The sequence below is a fragment of the Nocardia uniformis NBRC 13702 genome (genome assembly GCF_001613345.1).
GTDB lineage: Bacteria > Actinomycetota > Actinomycetes > Mycobacteriales > Mycobacteriaceae > Nocardia > Nocardia uniformis.
The window spans coordinates 1-15,221 of sequence record NZ_BDCE01000091.1 but is presented as its reverse complement, the minus strand read 5'-3'; the positions used below and the strand labels follow the sequence as shown (position 1 = coordinate 15,221).

The window sequence follows — 15,221 nt, the reverse complement described above, 5'->3', positions numbered from 1 at the left end:
GTATATCTCATACACAGTTTGCGAAGTGGAGCCTTCATGCACACCCATCCCTCTCCAGCGATCAGCGTCCGAGGACTGTCCAAATCATTCGGCCGCCAGTCCGTCCTGGGCGGTATCGATCTGGAAGTCGCTGCGGGAACAACATTTTCGCTACTCGGCCCCAACGGCGCGGGCAAAACCACGATGGTGCGGATCATGACCACCCTCAGCAATGCCGATATCGGCGAGGTACGGATCGGCGGCTACGACCCGGTGCGGGAGGCCGATGCGGTGCGGGGCATTATCGGCGTCACCGGGCAGTTCGCCGCGGTCGACGAGATACTGACCGGCGCGGAGAACCTCCGGCTGGTCGGGCGGCTACTGCATCTGGGTGCGGCCGAAACAGGCCGTCGCGCGAGCGAACTGCTCGAACGATTCGATCTGGTCGCTGCCGCCGACAAACGTGCCGGTTCCTATTCGGGCGGTATGCGGCGCCGACTCGATCTGGCCATGAGTCTCATGGGTGAGCCGCGAATCATCTTCCTCGACGAACCGACCACGGGGCTCGACCCCCGCAGTCGCCGCGATCTGTGGGATGTCATCCGCGGGCTGGTCGCTACCGGCGTCACGATCTTCCTCACCACTCAGTACCTCGAGGAGGCCGATCAGCTCGCCGACCGTATCGCGGTTCTCGACGGCGGCAAGATCGTCGCCGAAGGCACTCCCGGCGAGCTGAAGCAACTGGTACCCGGCGGCCACATCCAGGTGGCCTTCACCGAACAGCACGACCTGCGAGCCGCCGCCCGGGCGGTGCCGGGCAGCGAAGCCGACATCGACCTGCTGACCCTGACGGTGCCGTCCGACGGCAGTGTGCGCGACCTCCGGCAACTACTCGACCGATTCGACGACGAGGCCGTCACCATCGGCCAACTCTCCATTCACACACCGGATCTCGACGATGTCTTCTTCGCTCTGACCGGTAGCACCGCCCGGAAGGCCACCCAGCGATGAACACCACATCCGCACCCTCGTACCGTCCGATCCGGGCCGCGCAGGACGCTGCGACCATGCTCGGCCGCAACCTCCGCCACACCATGCGCAGTCCCGACACCATGATCATGACGATCGCGATTCCGATCGTCATCCTGCTGATGTTCGTCTACGTATTCGGCGGCGCGATGCAGGCGAGCGATCACTACATCGACTACGTCGTACCCGGAATCATCCTGCTGTGCGCGGGTTTCGGATCGGCCACCACGGCGGTGAGCGTCGCGACCGATATGCGCGACGGGATTATCGACCGCTTCCGCGCCATGCCGCTGAGCCACTCGGCGGTCCTCACCGCGCATGTCGCGGAGAGCGTGCTCCGGAATCTGCTCACCACCGGACTGGTGGTGCTGGTCGCGATCGGGCTGGGATTCCGCCCGACCGCCGATCCGCTGAGCTGGCTCGGTGTACTGGCCGTCATCGGACTGTTCGTCATCGCACTCTCGTGGCTCGCGGTCACCATTGGACTACTCGCCCCGAATCCCGAAGCAGCGAACGGATTCTCGTTCACCTTCATGTTCCTGCCCTATGTCAGCAGCGCGTTCGTACCACCGAACACCATGCCCGCCGGACTGCGCTGGTTCGCACACAATCAGCCGGTGACGCCGGTGATCGAAACGGTGCGCGGGCTGCTGTTGGGAACACCGATCGGGCACAACGCCACACTCGCCGTGGCCTGGTGGTCAGGTATCGCGATCATCGGCTTCCTCCTGTCCGCCTGGCTGTTCCGGAAACGGACCAAGGACTGACGCCCCCGTTCCTCCACCGAAACCGAGTCGCTGACACCGTCAACCACCCCACAGCACCTAGGCTTGACCATCGTGACCGATCCAACGGCAATCAGTATCGACGCCCTGCCCGCATCAGCGGCCAGTGGTGAGATGAAGGCTGTTGTCGCGGTGCCGGAGTCGGTGCGGACCGAGCTGCGGCGCGGGGTGGGCAGCGTATTGGTCGATGCCGCCGCCCTGCGATTGGTGCGGGAGCGGTTCGATGATGAGCAGGCAGGGTCGCTGCGGCGCTACCTGGAGGCGTCGCAGTCGGCGAATACCCTGCGGGCGTACCGGTCCGATTGGATCGGCTGGGCGGGATGGTGTGCGGCGGAAGGGCGGCAGGCGTTACCCGCCGATGCGCTCGACGTCGCCGTGTATCTGGCGGCGGCCGCCGACGCAAGGCGTGACAGCGGCGAATGGGCTTTCAGTCCAGCCACTTTGGAGCGGAAAGCCGCCGCGATCGCGGCCGTCCACGCCGCCAACGGACTGCCCTCGCCCACCCGCTCGGATGTGGTCCGCCTGACATTGCGCGGTATCCGCCGAACACGCCGGACCCCGCCCACCCGGAAGCGTCCGGTCCTACTGCACACTCTCGATCAACTTCTCGCACAGCTACCCGCACCCGGCTGGCCGACCGAACCCGCACGCCGCCGAGACGGCCTCGCGCTACTGATCGGATTCGCCGGTGCGCTCCGACGCAGTGAACTGGCCGGATTGCGGGTATCGGATATCCGCGTACAACTCGACCACACCACCGGCGAACCGGTACTACTCGTCCACCTCCCGACCACCAAGACGGACCCGACCGGCGTCGCGGAGCAACGAGTGGCCCTCCCGCGCGGACAACGCCCGCACACCTGCCCCGTGTGCGCATTCGCCGACTGGGTCCGCCTCCTTGAAATCCACACCACCGGAGGAACTCTCGGAGTCCGCGCCTGGCTGGGCAGCCACCTCGCGGCCGACAGCTCTATCCACCGCTGCCACGGTTTCACCGGCACCCCGCTGACCGACTCCCCCGACCTCCCTCTCTTCCCCACCATCACCCGACACGGCGGCATCAGCGACCAACCCATGTCCGGCCGAGCAGTAGCCGAATTGGTAAAGCGCTACGCCGCCCGCGCGGGCCTCGACCCAGACCTCTTCTCCGGCCACTCCCTACGAGCCGGCTTCGCCACCCAGGCGGCCCTCGGCGGCGCCAGCGACCGCGAAATCATGCGCCAGGGCCGCTGGTCCAACCCCCGCACGGTCCACGGCTACATTCGAACCGCGAATCCCCTGGAAGACAACGCCGTTACAAAACTGGGCCTATAAGTGCCGTAGTGGAAACCCACACGAATTCGAATTTTGTCAACCGCCGTCCAGTTCAGCTCGAAATGAAATTGGCGACAACTGACCTGAGTAACGCGAATTATGCATTCATTGCGTCGCGGAAGCGTGCGGGGTGCCGTTAGATCCTTGCCAGGCACGCCTCGAGAACCATCCGAGCAGTAGTACAACCGCGATGGAGACGAGGTACCCAACCGGACTCATGCCGCGCCCTGATTCGAATAGGTATGACGCGGTCACGTATGCACCCCAGATGACGGCGACGCAGACCTGGTTCCATGCTCGCATCGGGGGGGTGCGGGGAGGGGGATTCCAGGAACATCCCTGTCCGATGGGTCGTCAGCGCGTCGAGTTCGAATCGTGGTCGGGTTGTGCGCAGGTCGCCGTTGCATCGCGCGGCTCGGGTCGGAGAACCGCTACCTCATGTCCCAGCGGAGGGGCTTCCGATTTCGAGACACTGATGGAAGCGCTGTTGGGGCGCTGGAACGGTTAAAGAGTCGGCTCCTGTGTTGGAAACCAGATCCGTTCGGGGGTCGCGGTTCGCTGGCAAGATTAAAAGATGAAGAGCATGAAGTGTGGTTGCGTTGGGTGTCTTTCCTGACCTTCGCTGACGCGACTTGGGAGCCGTGGTCTTGCGTTCCAGCCGGGGGACTGCACGGATGCTGATTTCGAGATTTTGATGAAGAGCCCTGTGCGGAAACTGTTGTCGTGCTGGGGGGTGGTTCGGCTGTTTCGGTCAGCGCCGAGTGCTGACTGATCGGAGTGTGGGTGGGAGGCGCGGTTACGCGCGGGGGTGCTCCGCTGCGCGGTCGCGGGTGCGGGCGGACTGTCGGGTGCGGTCGGTGCGGTGGCGGGCGAGCATGCCCGACAGGACTCGTTCGGGGTGGTGGCGCAGGTTCACGCGTGGTCGCCGTGTCCGGTCGATCGTGCGAGGAGGTTGCCAGCCGGTGCGGCCCGGATGAGCCGAACCAGCACCGAGTTTCACTGTCGACCAGCCGCCGTCGGTGTCGTTGATCAGTGCGTGGCAGGCGTCGCAGGCGAAGGTGAGGTTCTCGATGTCGGTCGGTCCGTCCTTGGACCAGTCGACGACGTGGTGGACCGCGCACATGGTCGCGGGCGCGTCACAGCCGGGCCGCGAGCACCCGCGTTCGGCGGCGGTGAGGCTGTAGCGGATCCATTTGTTGGCCAGGCGGGCCTTGCCCAAATGCAGTGGCATGCCGTGGGGATCGAAGATCGCCAACAGGGGTGCGGCATGGGTCTTCTGCGCCAGGGCGAGGGCTTCCGGGACTGAGAGGGTGCCGCCGGAGGCGGTGGTCACGACGCCGGTCTTGGCTTCCAGGTCGGTGACGCTCATGGTGAGGATGACGCTCACCGGCAACCCCCGGTGGGTGCCGAGGGATTCCGGCCCGCCACCGGCGGACAGGAATGCCAGCAACGCGTCGTGGTTGCGTTGCCCGACTGTGCGGGCATCACGCGCGGCGGCGGCCTCCAAGCGGGTGGTATCGACGGACTCGTCTGTGGCGGTGGGGCTTTCGGTGTCGTCGGGGTTGCACATGCCCGGTCGTGCCCATTTGGCGAGGATCATGTCCAGGACCGCGCGCAGGGTGGGGTCGAGGAAGCCCTTGATCTCCGACATACCGTCCGGGCGTTGCGCGCACACCACGACCTCGCGCATGCGTTGGCGATCGGCGTCGTTGCTGAGGGTGCCGTCGGGGTCGAGGAATCCGAGGATGCGGTCGCCGATCTTCTTCAGATCGTCCGGGGAGTGCGAGCGGGCGTATTCGGCCATCATCTGTTCGGCCTCGGTCTTCTTGTCCGCCTCCACTTTCTCCGGGATCCGTTTCATCACGTTCCATACCGCGCGGGCATGGTCGGCGGAGATCTCCCCGCCAGCTTGCACGGTCGCGGTGTGCGGCAACACCGGCTCCGGGTGGCCGTCGACACGGTGAGACAGATCCCCGAGCCGTTCCGCGGCACGAAACCGCGCCCACGCCTCCGCCCGCGAGAGCCGCAACGTCTCCATCAGATAATGCGGGGTATTGCGGAGCCCAGCGCGTTTGCTGAGGGAGCGGTCGGTCGTTTCGTTGATCATGCGGTGATCGAGCACCGCCAACAACCGGTGCACTGTTTCCAGGTCCCGCAATTCGGTGACGAACGCATCCTCCGACAACGGGGTCAACGGTTGCGCGAGCACTTCGGTGAGTACCGCGAGCAATTCCGCGACACTGCGTCGAGTGCGATCCTCCCCGAAATGCTCCCCGATAGTCATACTTCCATTCTATCGCGAATGGTGTTGCGACAGAATGGAAAATGGTATCTGATCTGCGAATCTTCAGATTCTTCTCTGTTTTCTCTCTCTAATCTTTTGTCTTTTGCCTTTGTCGTTTATGTCTCGAAATCGGCACCACGGCCAGTGGACCCGGCTGGAACGCAAGAAGACGCTCCCAACCGCGGAGTCAGGTCAGGAAAGAATCCTCACGCCACCACACTGCTTCCTCTTCGTTCCCCAACGCAACCACCGCACAGTGGCCGTCAAAATTTGGAGACAACCAAAGCCAGAAACCACCCGCCACTCACATCCCACACCACCGCCCCCTGACGGTCGTCGCCCAGTAGCGATAGTCGAGTTCTACCGCAAGCGCGGGCAACCAAAGCCCTCAGCTTGTCAGCCGCCCCGGACTCGAATACGCTTCCGCCAGCGCCTGTTTGACAACAGCGCACTTCACTTGCATCGGTCAGTCGGGGGTCCGAGCGAGCGCAGTTCGATGAGCAACCGTATCCGCGGAAGGGCGTTCCGCGGAACGAAGAGGGGAAGTTCTCATGCCTTTCGGCAGACCCGGCATGTCCGAAGCGGTATCGGCGCTACAAGGTAGCACTCGTCGCGGTTGGGGGGCTCGTTTATTCACGGCGGGTGTGGCCGCACTGGCTATTCCGTTCGCCGCGACGGTAACCGCCCCGCATGCCGCGGTCGCGGCCCCAGTATCCGGTCCAGCGTATCGGACCCCCGCGGGAGGATACGAGGAGTTGATGGTTCCGTCGAGCATGGGGCCGATCAAGGTGCAGGTTCAGTGGGCCAGGAATGGTGGGAGTAGAGCGGTATATCTGCTGGATGGTCTGCGCGCCCGTGACGACAATAATGCGTGGGCGTTCGAAACGAATACCAAGCAGCAGTTCGAGAATGATGATGTCACCCTGGTGATGCCGGTCGGCGGCGAGTCGAGCTGGTATGCGGACTGGATGTCGGCAAGCAATACCAACGGTCAGAAGTTTACCTACAAGTGGGAGACATTCCTGACCGAGGAACTTCCGGATTTCCTTGCCGGTTACGGTGTTTCACGCACTGACAATGCGGTGGTCGGCCTGTCGATGAGTGGTCCGGCCGCGCTACGGCTGGCCGCCTTCTACCCCCACCAGTTCCGGCACGCGTCCTCGTTCTCGGGTCCGCTGAATCTGACCGCCCCCGGTATGCCGGAGGCGGTTCGGATGATGATGCTCTCGGCAGGACGATTCAATAAGGATTCGCTGGCCGCACCCTCGAGTCCGCAGTGGTTGCGCATGGACCCATTCGTCTTTGCGCCGCAGCTGCGCGGGGTGCCGATGTATATTTCGGCGGCCACCGGGGCACCCGGCCAGTTCGATCGGCCGAATTCCGCGATGGCGGTCTTCGACACAGCGAACGCCATCTGGATCGAGGCCCTCGCCATGGTGGGAACACGCGCCCTACAAGCGCGGCTCAACCAGTTGAATATCCCTGCGGTGTACGACCTCCCAGCTTCGGGCACACATTCGTGGAAGTACTGGGAGGCGCAGCTATGGAATGCACGCCCGCACATTCTCAGTGCGCTGGGCGCATGAGTTCGAGGACGGCACGTCGGCGAGTACTCAGCGCGGATCCAGAGGGCCTGGGGCATCCTCGACGACATCATGCCCTCACCCGCGTCCGAACTGCCCCGACCGCGCGGTAGACGACCCGGCCGACGCACACCGTCACACCGCGTCCATCCGTAAAGCTGGCCTTGACACCCGGAGGTTGTCAAGGCAGCATTTACATATGGAAGAGCCCCAGCGCCGAGACCCCGCCGAAGAGCGGGCGATCCTCGCAAAACTATTGTCCGCCAATGCCGAACTCGTCGCCGAAGTGCTGCACCCGGCCGATGGGAAGCCCGCCACCTCTGTAATGGCCGCGCTGCGGGCGGCCCGCAGTTTGGACGGTGTCGTCGATGATGTGCTGCGCACACTGGTGCAGCAGGCTCGTGCCGAGGGGCATACCTGGGCCGAGGTCGGCGAACTGTTCGGTACGTCTCGTCAGGCGGCGTTCCAGCGGTTCGGGGGCGGGAACGCCTTCCCGATGCCGCCTATGCCACCCATGCCGGACCTCCCACCCATGCCGAAAATGCCTCCGATGCCGGACTTCTCGCATATGCCCACACCGCCCGGGATGCCGGGCTGGCCGAAGCCGCCCGGTGCCTGATCCGATCTCGAAGGTTCGACCGATGACGACGATCGCAGTCCCCGACCGTAGCGACCGCGCACGTCAGCGCCTGTTCACCACGGCCCGCTGCCGTTACGCCGAGGACTGTCTCGCCGATGCCGTCTCGACCGGAATCCGGCAGCTCGTACTGCACGGCCGCTGCCTGGACACCTTTGCCCGCCACAACCCCTATCCGCATGTTCGGGTGTTCGATATTCAGCACCCGCACGGCGACATCGAGCAAGCCTTGGCCCCCATGGATTTCGACCCGAGGCAACCGTCGTTCATCATCTGGCTGGAAGCCCCTGGGACGCTGGCGGCGACACTGCGCCATATCAGTGGTCTGGCCACCGGGACACAGGTCGTATTCGACCACACCTCCCCTGTCTCGAACCTCGTAGAAACTCTCGACGATCTGGGCCTCGAACTCCTGGATCACCTCGACTCCGACACCATCGCGTCCCGATATCTCGAACTCCCCCGCACACCCGCCGAACCCGGCCCCGGTGTGGTCCGCGCGGCTCGGCGCTGACTCCTGCACGGCTAGACTCGAGCCGTGCCGACCGCCGAGTCACCCGCGCAGACCACTCCCGGTGGACGTCAGGCGCGCTGGCAGCCGCATAACGACCGGCGGCAGGAACGCATTATCGCGGCGACCATCGAATTGCTCGAGCAGGGGCAGGTCGATGCGTCCATGCAGCAGATCGCCGAACATGCCGGGTTGGCGAAATCGGTGGTCTACCGGCAGTTCTCCGGCCGCGACGAGCTCGATCGGCGGGTGCGGACGGCGATCTGCCTACAGTTCACCGACACTCTCGACACGGCACTGAATGTCTCGTTCGGCTCGATTCGCGAGATCCTCACCCGCGCGGTCTCGGCCGTCGTGGAGTGGTTCGAGACGCATCCGCGGCTGCACGATTTCCTACGCAAAGGCCCGGCTGTCGGCGATCCCGACGATGTCGACGCCGTGACGAGCCTGGCGACGACCATCTCGGCCCGCACCCGCGGATTGGTGTCAGGTCTCGCCGGTGTGGTGGGTGTGGTCGACGAACCGGCTGTCGACACCATGTGTTTCGCCATCGTCTCCATGACCGAGGCGACGGTAACCCGGTGGGCGCGCGATCCGGATCCGGCCATGGACCGAGCCACGCTGGTCACCACCGTCACCGGATACGCGTGGAGCGTGCTCGACGCAGTAGCGCGCGACCATGCCCTCACCCTCGATCCGGACCGCCCCCTGCTCGAGGTGCTCAGCGAACTCGCCGACGACACCCCGTGAGTGTTCGTCACCGCGAAACGTCACGGTGACGACGAAACCTCAAGCGGTGCGCCGAGTTCCACGTTCGGGTTCACTGCGGTAGCGCGACGGCTCACCACCGATACGCAGTAGCGACCACAGCGGCTTGGTAGCCGCGTTCATCAACCCCAGATCGCCCGCGAGCTTGCGCATGTCACCGAAGTACCCCGCCAGAATGCGACGCGATTGCGGCGCACTCCAGAATGCCTCCCGCATGACCTCGTCGGGAATATCGAACTGCCGCCCGAAGGACTTCGGCGGAGCCATGATCTCCCCGGCCAGCCAGCGCATAGCCAGCGGGAAAGCCACCGCGCATACCGCCTTCGACGCCGGATTCATCCGTGCCAGATGCGCCGCGAGGAATTCCCCGGCGAAGGAGATATGCCGAGCCTCCTCGGCAATATGAATCTGCATGGTGCGCAAGACCGCAGGTGGTACCGCGTCACTGTCGCGAATCAATGCCTTCTGATAGTGGTCGATCGGCTCCTCTCCACCGAGGATGCCGATGAACAGGATCACGTGCGCGTATCCGCCGGCCACCCCGATGTACGGCGACAGCATCCGGAACGGCCGCCGCATTCCCGGCACATCCACGCCGATACGGTTGACCAACTCCTGGAACATCTGGATGTGGTTGCACTCTTCGGTCATCTCGTGCAGGCAGTACCTGAACTCCGGCGACCCATTGGGCAGCTTCATGATGTACTGCATCATTCCGCGAATCAGGACGCTCTCGAAGGCCGCGCCGACCTTGATGACATTGGCGATCCGCCATTTGCCGATCTCGATCTGCCGGTCGAGCGGCAGCTCCTGATACCAGCGCGTCGCGCCCAGTGGGTCGTACTCCGGCGACAGCACCCAGCGGGGGTCGTTCGGGTCGATCGCGAATTCCGGTGCGTCCCAGTCGATATCCAGGTACGGGTCGAAGCGGCGGTGAACCGACCCGTCGGACAGGGTCGCCAGCGTCTCTCGGTAGTCCTGATCGAACAGGTCGCCAACCGATTGTGACAGCGTCATCGATGTCTCCTCGTTCGGGCCGACCGGCAATAGGAGCCCTCGGCACGTTGTGATCCACAATATATGGGACCCAGAGTCCCACACAACCTCTTCCGGGTCTCAATCCACGCAATCGGAGCCCCTCCGGACGCCGTATGCGGCGATTCGCACGCGATCTCGGCGGCAATCCACCACGCTTCTGGACGTCCGCCCAGTATCCTGCGAGGCGGGCCGACACGCCGGATCGGCCGTAGCGGTGTGGGCCACGACGACCGGCTAGCTTGGCCCTGCCAGATTCCCGCTCGGATGAGGAGTTCCATTGCGCCCGCACACCCGTCGTCAGGTTCTCGCCGCCCTCACCGGGGCAGCCCTACTTGCCGTCACGGCACCGGCGGGCGCGGTTCCCGCCCCCTCGACCGTGCCCGCCTTCAGTGGCGATTTCTATTGGGGCGTAGCGGCTTCCGGGTTCCAGTCCGAGGGGCACGCGCCCGACAGCAATTGGACGCGCTATATCGACAGCCACCCCCATTACGACCGCTACCAGAACTCGGTCGACTTCCACAGCCGCTACCTCTCCGATATCGCGCTGGCCGCGAATATGGGCGTCAATGTGTACCGGGTCGGCATCGAGTGGGCGCGGGTACAGCCGCAGCCGGGTGGCTGGGACGAGGCCGGATTCCAGTTCTACGACGCGGTGATCGACGCCATCGAAGCGGCGGGGATGCGGCCCATGCTCACCCTCGATCACTGGGTGTACCCGGGGTGGGCGGCCGACCTGGGCGGGTGGCGCAATCCCGGCATGGTCGACGACTGGCTGTCCAATATGCGAAAAGTCGTGGACCGCTACGCCTCTCGCGATCCGCTGTGGGTCACCATCAATGAACCGGCCGCGTACATGTTGAACGAGGTCCGCAATGGGGCGTTGCCGGTGACCGAGATTCCCGTCATGCAGGACCGGCTCGCGAGCGCGCACAACACCATCTACGACTACATCCACCGGGTGCGACCGGGGTCGATGGTCACCAGCAATGTGGCCTACATTCCGGCCGTGGACCCCGCGGTGAACGGTGCGATGCTCGAGCTCATCGGATCCAGGCTCGACTACCTCGGCATCGACTACTACTACGGCATGTCGCCCGGCGTCCTCACCGAGTACACGGCCTACGCCGCGGAAGCGCTGTGGAAGCTGCCGCTACAGGCCGACGGAATCTACTACACGCTGCGTCATTTCAGCCGGATGTTCCCGGGCAAACCGCTCTACATCGTCGAGAACGGCATGCCCACCGAGAACGGCCTGCCGCGCGCCGACGGTTACACCCGCGGCGACCACCTGCGCGACACCATCTACTGGATCCAGCGCGCCAAGGCCGATGGCATGAACATTATGGGCTACAACTATTGGAGCCTCACCGACAACTATGAATGGGGCTCCTACACACCACGTTTCGGCATCTACACGGTGGATGTGCTCAACGATCCGAGCCTGACCCGTCGCCCCACCGACGCGGTGGAGGTCTACCGGAACATCATCCGCGACGGCGGCGTACCGCCCCGGTATCTGCCGACCCGCACCCCGGTGACCTGCTCCCTGGTCGACCCTCCCGCCAGCTGCACCGATCCGGTAACCCTGCCACAGGGGTGAGTTCGGCGACACGCGCCCATCTGCACCGGGACTCAGCTATCTGACAGCTACTCTTTTGCCAGGCAACTCCAAACCAAGCGGTCCGACGGTTTGGCCGGCAGCTGAGTGTTGTTCCGAAAACAGGAGTCCCGATGCGATCACGGCTACGCCGCACCGCCCTCACGGGATTCGCCGCGACCGCGGCATTCCTGCTGGTGACCGACCTCGCCTCGGCGACACCGCCACCGGCGGCCGCCGCGGTGCGCAGCGTGCTCGGCGACGACTTCCTCTGGGGTGTGGCTGCGTCCGGATTCCAGTCCGAGGGCAATGCGCCCGACAGCAATTGGACCCGCTACATCGGGGAAAAGGGTTACGACCCCTACGAGAACGCCGGGGACTTCTACAGCCGCTACGCCTCCGATATCGCGCTCGCCGCGCACCTGGGCGCGAAGGTCTTCCGCGTCGGTATCGAATGGGCGCGGCTACAGCCACAACCGGCGGGATGGGACGAGCAGGCCTTCCGGTTCTACGACGCGGTCGTCGCGGCCATCCTCGATGCCGGGATGCAGCCGATGCTCACCCTCGACCACTGGGTGTACCCCGGCTGGGCCGCCGACCGCGGCGGCTGGATGGATCCGGCCATGGTGACCGACTGGCTCGACAATGCCCGCCACGTGGTCGATCGATACGCCGACTGGAATCCGGTGTGGGTCACCGTGAACGAACCGGTCGCCTACATCATGCACGAGGTGCGCCACAACGGCACCGACGCCGCCGTCATGCTGGATCGAATCGCCGAGGCGCACAACAATATCTACGACTACATTCACCGCGTGCAGCCCGGCGCGCAGGTCACCAGCAATGTCGGCTACGTCGCCGGAGCCGAGCCCGAGGTCAATGGCCCCCTGATGGACCGCATCGGCGAAAAGCTGGACTTCATCGGCGTCGACTACTATTTCGGCCTCGAGTCGCCGGAGGTGAAGGCGGCCACACGCCCGGACGGTTCGCTGCCCGCACCGGTGGGCATGTGGGACCTCCCCATCCGTCCAGAGGGTATTTACTATGCGCTGCAACACTATTCCAAGCGTTTCCCGGATAAGCCCCTCTACATAGTCGAGAACGGTATGCCCACCGAGAACGGCAACGCCCGCCCCGATGGCTACACCCGCGCCGACCACGTGCGCGACACCGTGTATTGGCTCGAGCGCGCCAAGGCCGATGGTATGAACCTCATCGGCTACAACTACTGGAGCATCACCGACAACTACGAATGGGGTTCCTACGCACCCCGTTTCGGCCTCTACACCGTCGACGTACTCGACGACCCGACCCTGACCCGCCAGCCCACCGACGCGGTCGACGCCTACCGCCGAATCATCGCCGCCAACGGTGTACCGACCAGCTATCTCCCGGTCCGTGAGCTATCGGATTGCGCCCTGGTCGACCCACCCGCCAGCTGTGAAACGCCGGTCGACGTGCTCGAGAGGTCGAACTCGACGGCTTGAGCCGGAGACTACGCGAGGCGGACATCCGCGGTAGCGAGACCGAAGATTTTACGACCCGCGGACTTCGCGACGATGACAACGACCGCGGACCTGGTCTCGGGATCGATCGATTTGACGCGCCCGGTGAACTCGACGTTCCCGGAGGAGGCGGCTTCGACGACCGTGTAGTTCGAGAGCCGGACCCCGAATCGTGTGATGGCGCCGGGGTCTCCGAGCCAGCCGGTGACGAATCCGGCCCCGAGGCCCATGGTGAGCATGCCGTGCGCGATCACATCGGGAAGACCTGCCAGCGCTGCGACCTCGTCGTGCCAGTGGATGGGGTTCGCGTCGCCGGAGACTCCCGCGTAGTTCACCAGATCACCCCGGGTCAGCCGCACACTCCGAATCGGAAGCTCGTCACCGACGGCAATGTCGTCGAATCGTATTGCGGTGCGCGGCACCCGCGTTCGCGAGATCTGAGATAGGCGTGGGCCGGTCTCGGCATCCGGGTTCGCCGTAACCTGTCCGGCCAGGGGCGAAGCTGCGGGTCGAGGCGATACGTCGATACCGTGCATCATCACCTTCTCGATCGCCGCACCGATGCCGGCGTCGACGTCCTCGCCGGTGATGCCGACGATCGTCGTGTGCATTTTCTGGACAATCTCGCCGGTGTGGTCGATGAAGGTATTGGTGATGGTGAGCAGATCCTTGCCCGCTATCCGGCGAACCGACGTGAGTTCGACATCGCTGACCAGTCGGTCACCGGCGAGCACCGGCTTGTACATCTCGAAGATCTGATCGGTCTGCACGAACACGTCGTAGCCGGTGACGAGCGTTTCCATGAGCTTGCGGTTGGCCAGCATGGCGGCAATCGAGATGAACGTGGTCGGTGCGACCAAACCGGCGTATCCGAGTTCACCGGCGGGGTCCTCGCTCCAGTGTGCCGGGTGGAAATCCTGGACAGCGCGCGCGTATTCGCGGATCTTCTCCCGGCCCACTTCGTAGTAGTCGTCGGCACGATAACCATGCCCCACCAGCCCCGCCGCATCGAACGTTGCTTCCACCAGGCCGCTCCTCGCTCCAGATTCCTTCAGGGCTCGTAATCGTGATCGGCAGAGCCGAATTCACGAGTGCAGCCCAATACGACGCCCTCACCGTAGCCGGGTGCGAGCGGATCTTCACGGACGAGACCTCGGGCAGGCAGGCAAACCAAGCGGTTTGTCGGTAGCGTTGGGCTGACGCCCTGAATAGTTCCGAGTTCTTCGTCGAACTGCAATGACGCGTTCGCGAGCCTCCCCGTCTCCCGGGAGCCGCCATGACCCACTGGACCACCAGCGATATTCCCGATCAGCACGGCCGCGTGCACATTGTCACCGGCGCGAACGGCGGTCTCGGCGCCGCCATCACCCGCGCCCTGTATGACGCCGGGGCCCACGTCATTCTGGCCTGCCGCAATGCGGCCAAGGCCGAAGCGTTTGCCCGCGAACTCGGCCCACGCGCCCAGGCCCGCCCCCTGGACCTCGCCGACCTCTCCTCGATCCGCGCCTTCGCCGAATCGATCGAGGCCGTGGACGTACTGATCAATAACGCCGGTGTCATGGCAGTACCCTTCGGCCGCACCGCCGATGGCTTCGAAACGCAGTTCGGTACAAACTATCTCGGTCACTACGCGCTCACCGGCCTGCTACTGGATCGGCTGCGGGACCGCGTTGTCTCCATGAGCAGCCACACCCACTTCATCGGCGATCTCGATGTGGACGATCTGGATTGGCAGCACCGCGGCTATGTGCGGTACGGCGCGTACGCGCAGTCCAAGCTCGCGAATCTCCTGTTCACCTACGAATTTCAGCGGCGCTTGACCGAGTCGGGCTCCCCCTTGCTCTCGGTGGCCGGCCACCCCGGGTTCGCGGATACCGATCTGACGCGCGGCGGGAGCATCCTGCGGTTCATTACGGTGCCACTGCACTACGTGACGACCGCGCTCCCCATGCTCAATCCGGGGCAAACCGCCGAAATGGGTGCGCTGCCTCTGCTTTACGCCGCCACCGCCGCCGTCGAGCCGGGCACGTACTACGGTCCGGACGGTCTACTGGGTTTGCGTGGCTATCCGACCCGAGCGAGGTCCAGCCCCGCCTCCCACAATCGCGAACTGGCGCAACGCTTGTGGGAGCAGTCGGAGAAACTCACCGATGTGCGCTACCACTTCTCGCACTGAGGCTCATACCGCGGC

Annotated in this window: 13 protein-coding genes; 10 read left to right on the top strand and 3 right to left on the bottom strand. The window is 64.6% G+C overall.

Annotated features, from left to right (window positions below; all coding sequences use genetic code 11):
- Window positions 1-36 precede the first annotated feature (36 nt).
- The 3 genes from NU1_RS33115 to NU1_RS33105 all read left to right on the top strand — a co-directional run bounded on the left by NU1_RS33115 (window position 37) and on the right by NU1_RS33105 (window position 3,107).
- Complete coding sequence (locus NU1_RS33115; RefSeq protein WP_067527544.1) at window positions 37-990, top strand: ATP-binding cassette domain-containing protein; 954 nt, start codon at window positions 37-39, stop codon at window positions 988-990.
- Window positions 987-1,775, top strand: a complete 789-nt coding sequence (locus NU1_RS33110) for an ABC transporter permease (protein WP_067527542.1) — start codon at window positions 987-989, stop codon at window positions 1,773-1,775. Before NU1_RS33115 ends, NU1_RS33110 begins: the two co-directional genes overlap by 4 nt.
- 72 nt (window positions 1,776-1,847) lie before the next feature.
- On the top strand, window positions 1,848-3,107 hold the full coding sequence (locus NU1_RS33105; RefSeq protein WP_245720421.1) for a site-specific integrase: 1,260 nt from the start codon (window positions 1,848-1,850) through the stop codon (window positions 3,105-3,107).
- 796 nt (window positions 3,108-3,903) lie between these two features.
- On the opposite strand, the gene NU1_RS33100 is transcribed toward NU1_RS33105, so the two are convergent.
- On the bottom strand, window positions 3,904-5,391 hold the full coding sequence (locus tag NU1_RS33100) for an HNH endonuclease signature motif containing protein (protein WP_067527540.1): 1,488 nt from the start codon (window positions 5,389-5,391) through the stop codon (window positions 3,904-3,906).
- Window positions 5,392-5,942: 551 nt separating this feature from the next.
- On the opposite strand from NU1_RS33100, the gene NU1_RS33095 reads away from it, so the two are divergent.
- The 4 genes from NU1_RS33095 (at window position 5,943) to NU1_RS33080 (ending at window position 8,872) form a co-directional block, all read left to right on the top strand.
- On the top strand, window positions 5,943-6,977 hold the full coding sequence (locus NU1_RS33095) for an alpha/beta hydrolase (protein ID WP_084522036.1): 1,035 nt from the start codon (window positions 5,943-5,945) through the stop codon (window positions 6,975-6,977).
- Window positions 6,978-7,173: 196 nt separating this feature from the next.
- The gene (locus NU1_RS33090) at window positions 7,174-7,593 is read left to right on the top strand and encodes a hypothetical protein (protein ID WP_067527536.1); all 420 of its coding nucleotides are present in this window, start codon (window positions 7,174-7,176) and stop codon (window positions 7,591-7,593) included.
- A gap of 22 nt (window positions 7,594-7,615) precedes the next feature.
- Entirely contained in the window at window positions 7,616-8,125 is a 510-nt protein-coding gene (locus NU1_RS33085) for a class I SAM-dependent methyltransferase (protein WP_067527534.1), read from the top strand.
- Between the two features lie 24 nt (window positions 8,126-8,149).
- A complete protein-coding gene (locus tag NU1_RS33080; protein ID WP_067527532.1) occupies window positions 8,150-8,872 on the top strand; it encodes a TetR/AcrR family transcriptional regulator in 723 nt (240 codons plus the stop codon).
- A 39-nt stretch (window positions 8,873-8,911) separates the two neighbouring features.
- On the opposite strand, the gene NU1_RS33075 is transcribed toward NU1_RS33080, so the two are convergent.
- On the bottom strand, window positions 8,912-9,907 hold the full coding sequence (locus NU1_RS33075; RefSeq protein ID WP_084522048.1) for an AurF N-oxygenase family protein: 996 nt from the start codon (window positions 9,905-9,907) through the stop codon (window positions 8,912-8,914).
- A gap of 298 nt (window positions 9,908-10,205) precedes the next feature.
- Here NU1_RS33075 and NU1_RS33070 point away from each other — a divergent pair, with 298 nt between their 5' ends.
- Together NU1_RS33070 and NU1_RS33065 are read left to right on the top strand one after the other, a co-directional pair.
- Window positions 10,206-11,528: a family 1 glycosylhydrolase gene (locus NU1_RS33070; RefSeq protein ID WP_067527530.1), complete on the top strand. Its 1,323-nt coding sequence runs from the start codon at window positions 10,206-10,208 to the stop codon at window positions 11,526-11,528.
- A 131-nt stretch (window positions 11,529-11,659) separates the two neighbouring features.
- A complete protein-coding gene (locus tag NU1_RS33065; protein WP_067527528.1) occupies window positions 11,660-13,012 on the top strand; it encodes a family 1 glycosylhydrolase in 1,353 nt (450 codons plus the stop codon).
- 8 nt (window positions 13,013-13,020) lie between these two features.
- Here the strand turns inward: NU1_RS33065 and NU1_RS33060 are convergent, their stop codons facing one another.
- Window positions 13,021-14,058, bottom strand: coding sequence for a fused (3R)-hydroxyacyl-ACP dehydratase subunits HadA/HadB (locus NU1_RS33060; protein WP_067527526.1), 1,038 nt, complete (start codon window positions 14,056-14,058; stop codon window positions 13,021-13,023).
- A gap of 248 nt (window positions 14,059-14,306) precedes the next feature.
- On the opposite strand from NU1_RS33060, the gene NU1_RS33055 reads away from it, so the two are divergent.
- Window positions 14,307-15,206, top strand: a complete 900-nt coding sequence (locus NU1_RS33055) for an oxidoreductase (protein ID WP_067527524.1) — start codon at window positions 14,307-14,309, stop codon at window positions 15,204-15,206.
- The last annotated feature ends 15 nt before the right edge of the window (window positions 15,207-15,221 follow it).

Excerpts from the sequence above, each read along its gene's own strand:
- NU1_RS33115 (WP_067527544.1), top strand. The coding sequence starts at position 37 with ATGCACACCCATCCCTCTCCAGCGATCAGCGTCCGAGGACTGTCCAAA.
- NU1_RS33110 (WP_067527542.1), top strand. The coding sequence starts at position 987 with ATGAACACCACATCCGCACCCTCGTACCGTCCGATCCGGGCCGCGCAG.
- NU1_RS33100 (WP_067527540.1), bottom strand. The coding sequence starts at position 5,391 with ATGACTATCGGGGAGCATTTCGGGGAGGATCGCACTCGACGCAGTGTC.
- NU1_RS33095 (WP_084522036.1), top strand. The coding sequence starts at position 5,943 with ATGCCTTTCGGCAGACCCGGCATGTCCGAAGCGGTATCGGCGCTACAA.
- NU1_RS33090 (WP_067527536.1), top strand. The coding sequence starts at position 7,174 with ATGGAAGAGCCCCAGCGCCGAGACCCCGCCGAAGAGCGGGCGATCCTC.
- NU1_RS33085 (WP_067527534.1), top strand. The coding sequence starts at position 7,616 with ATGACGACGATCGCAGTCCCCGACCGTAGCGACCGCGCACGTCAGCGC.
- NU1_RS33075 (WP_084522048.1), bottom strand. The coding sequence starts at position 9,907 with ATGACGCTGTCACAATCGGTTGGCGACCTGTTCGATCAGGACTACCGA.
- NU1_RS33065 (WP_067527528.1), top strand. The coding sequence starts at position 11,660 with ATGCGATCACGGCTACGCCGCACCGCCCTCACGGGATTCGCCGCGACC.
- NU1_RS33055 (WP_067527524.1), top strand. The coding sequence starts at position 14,307 with ATGACCCACTGGACCACCAGCGATATTCCCGATCAGCACGGCCGCGTG.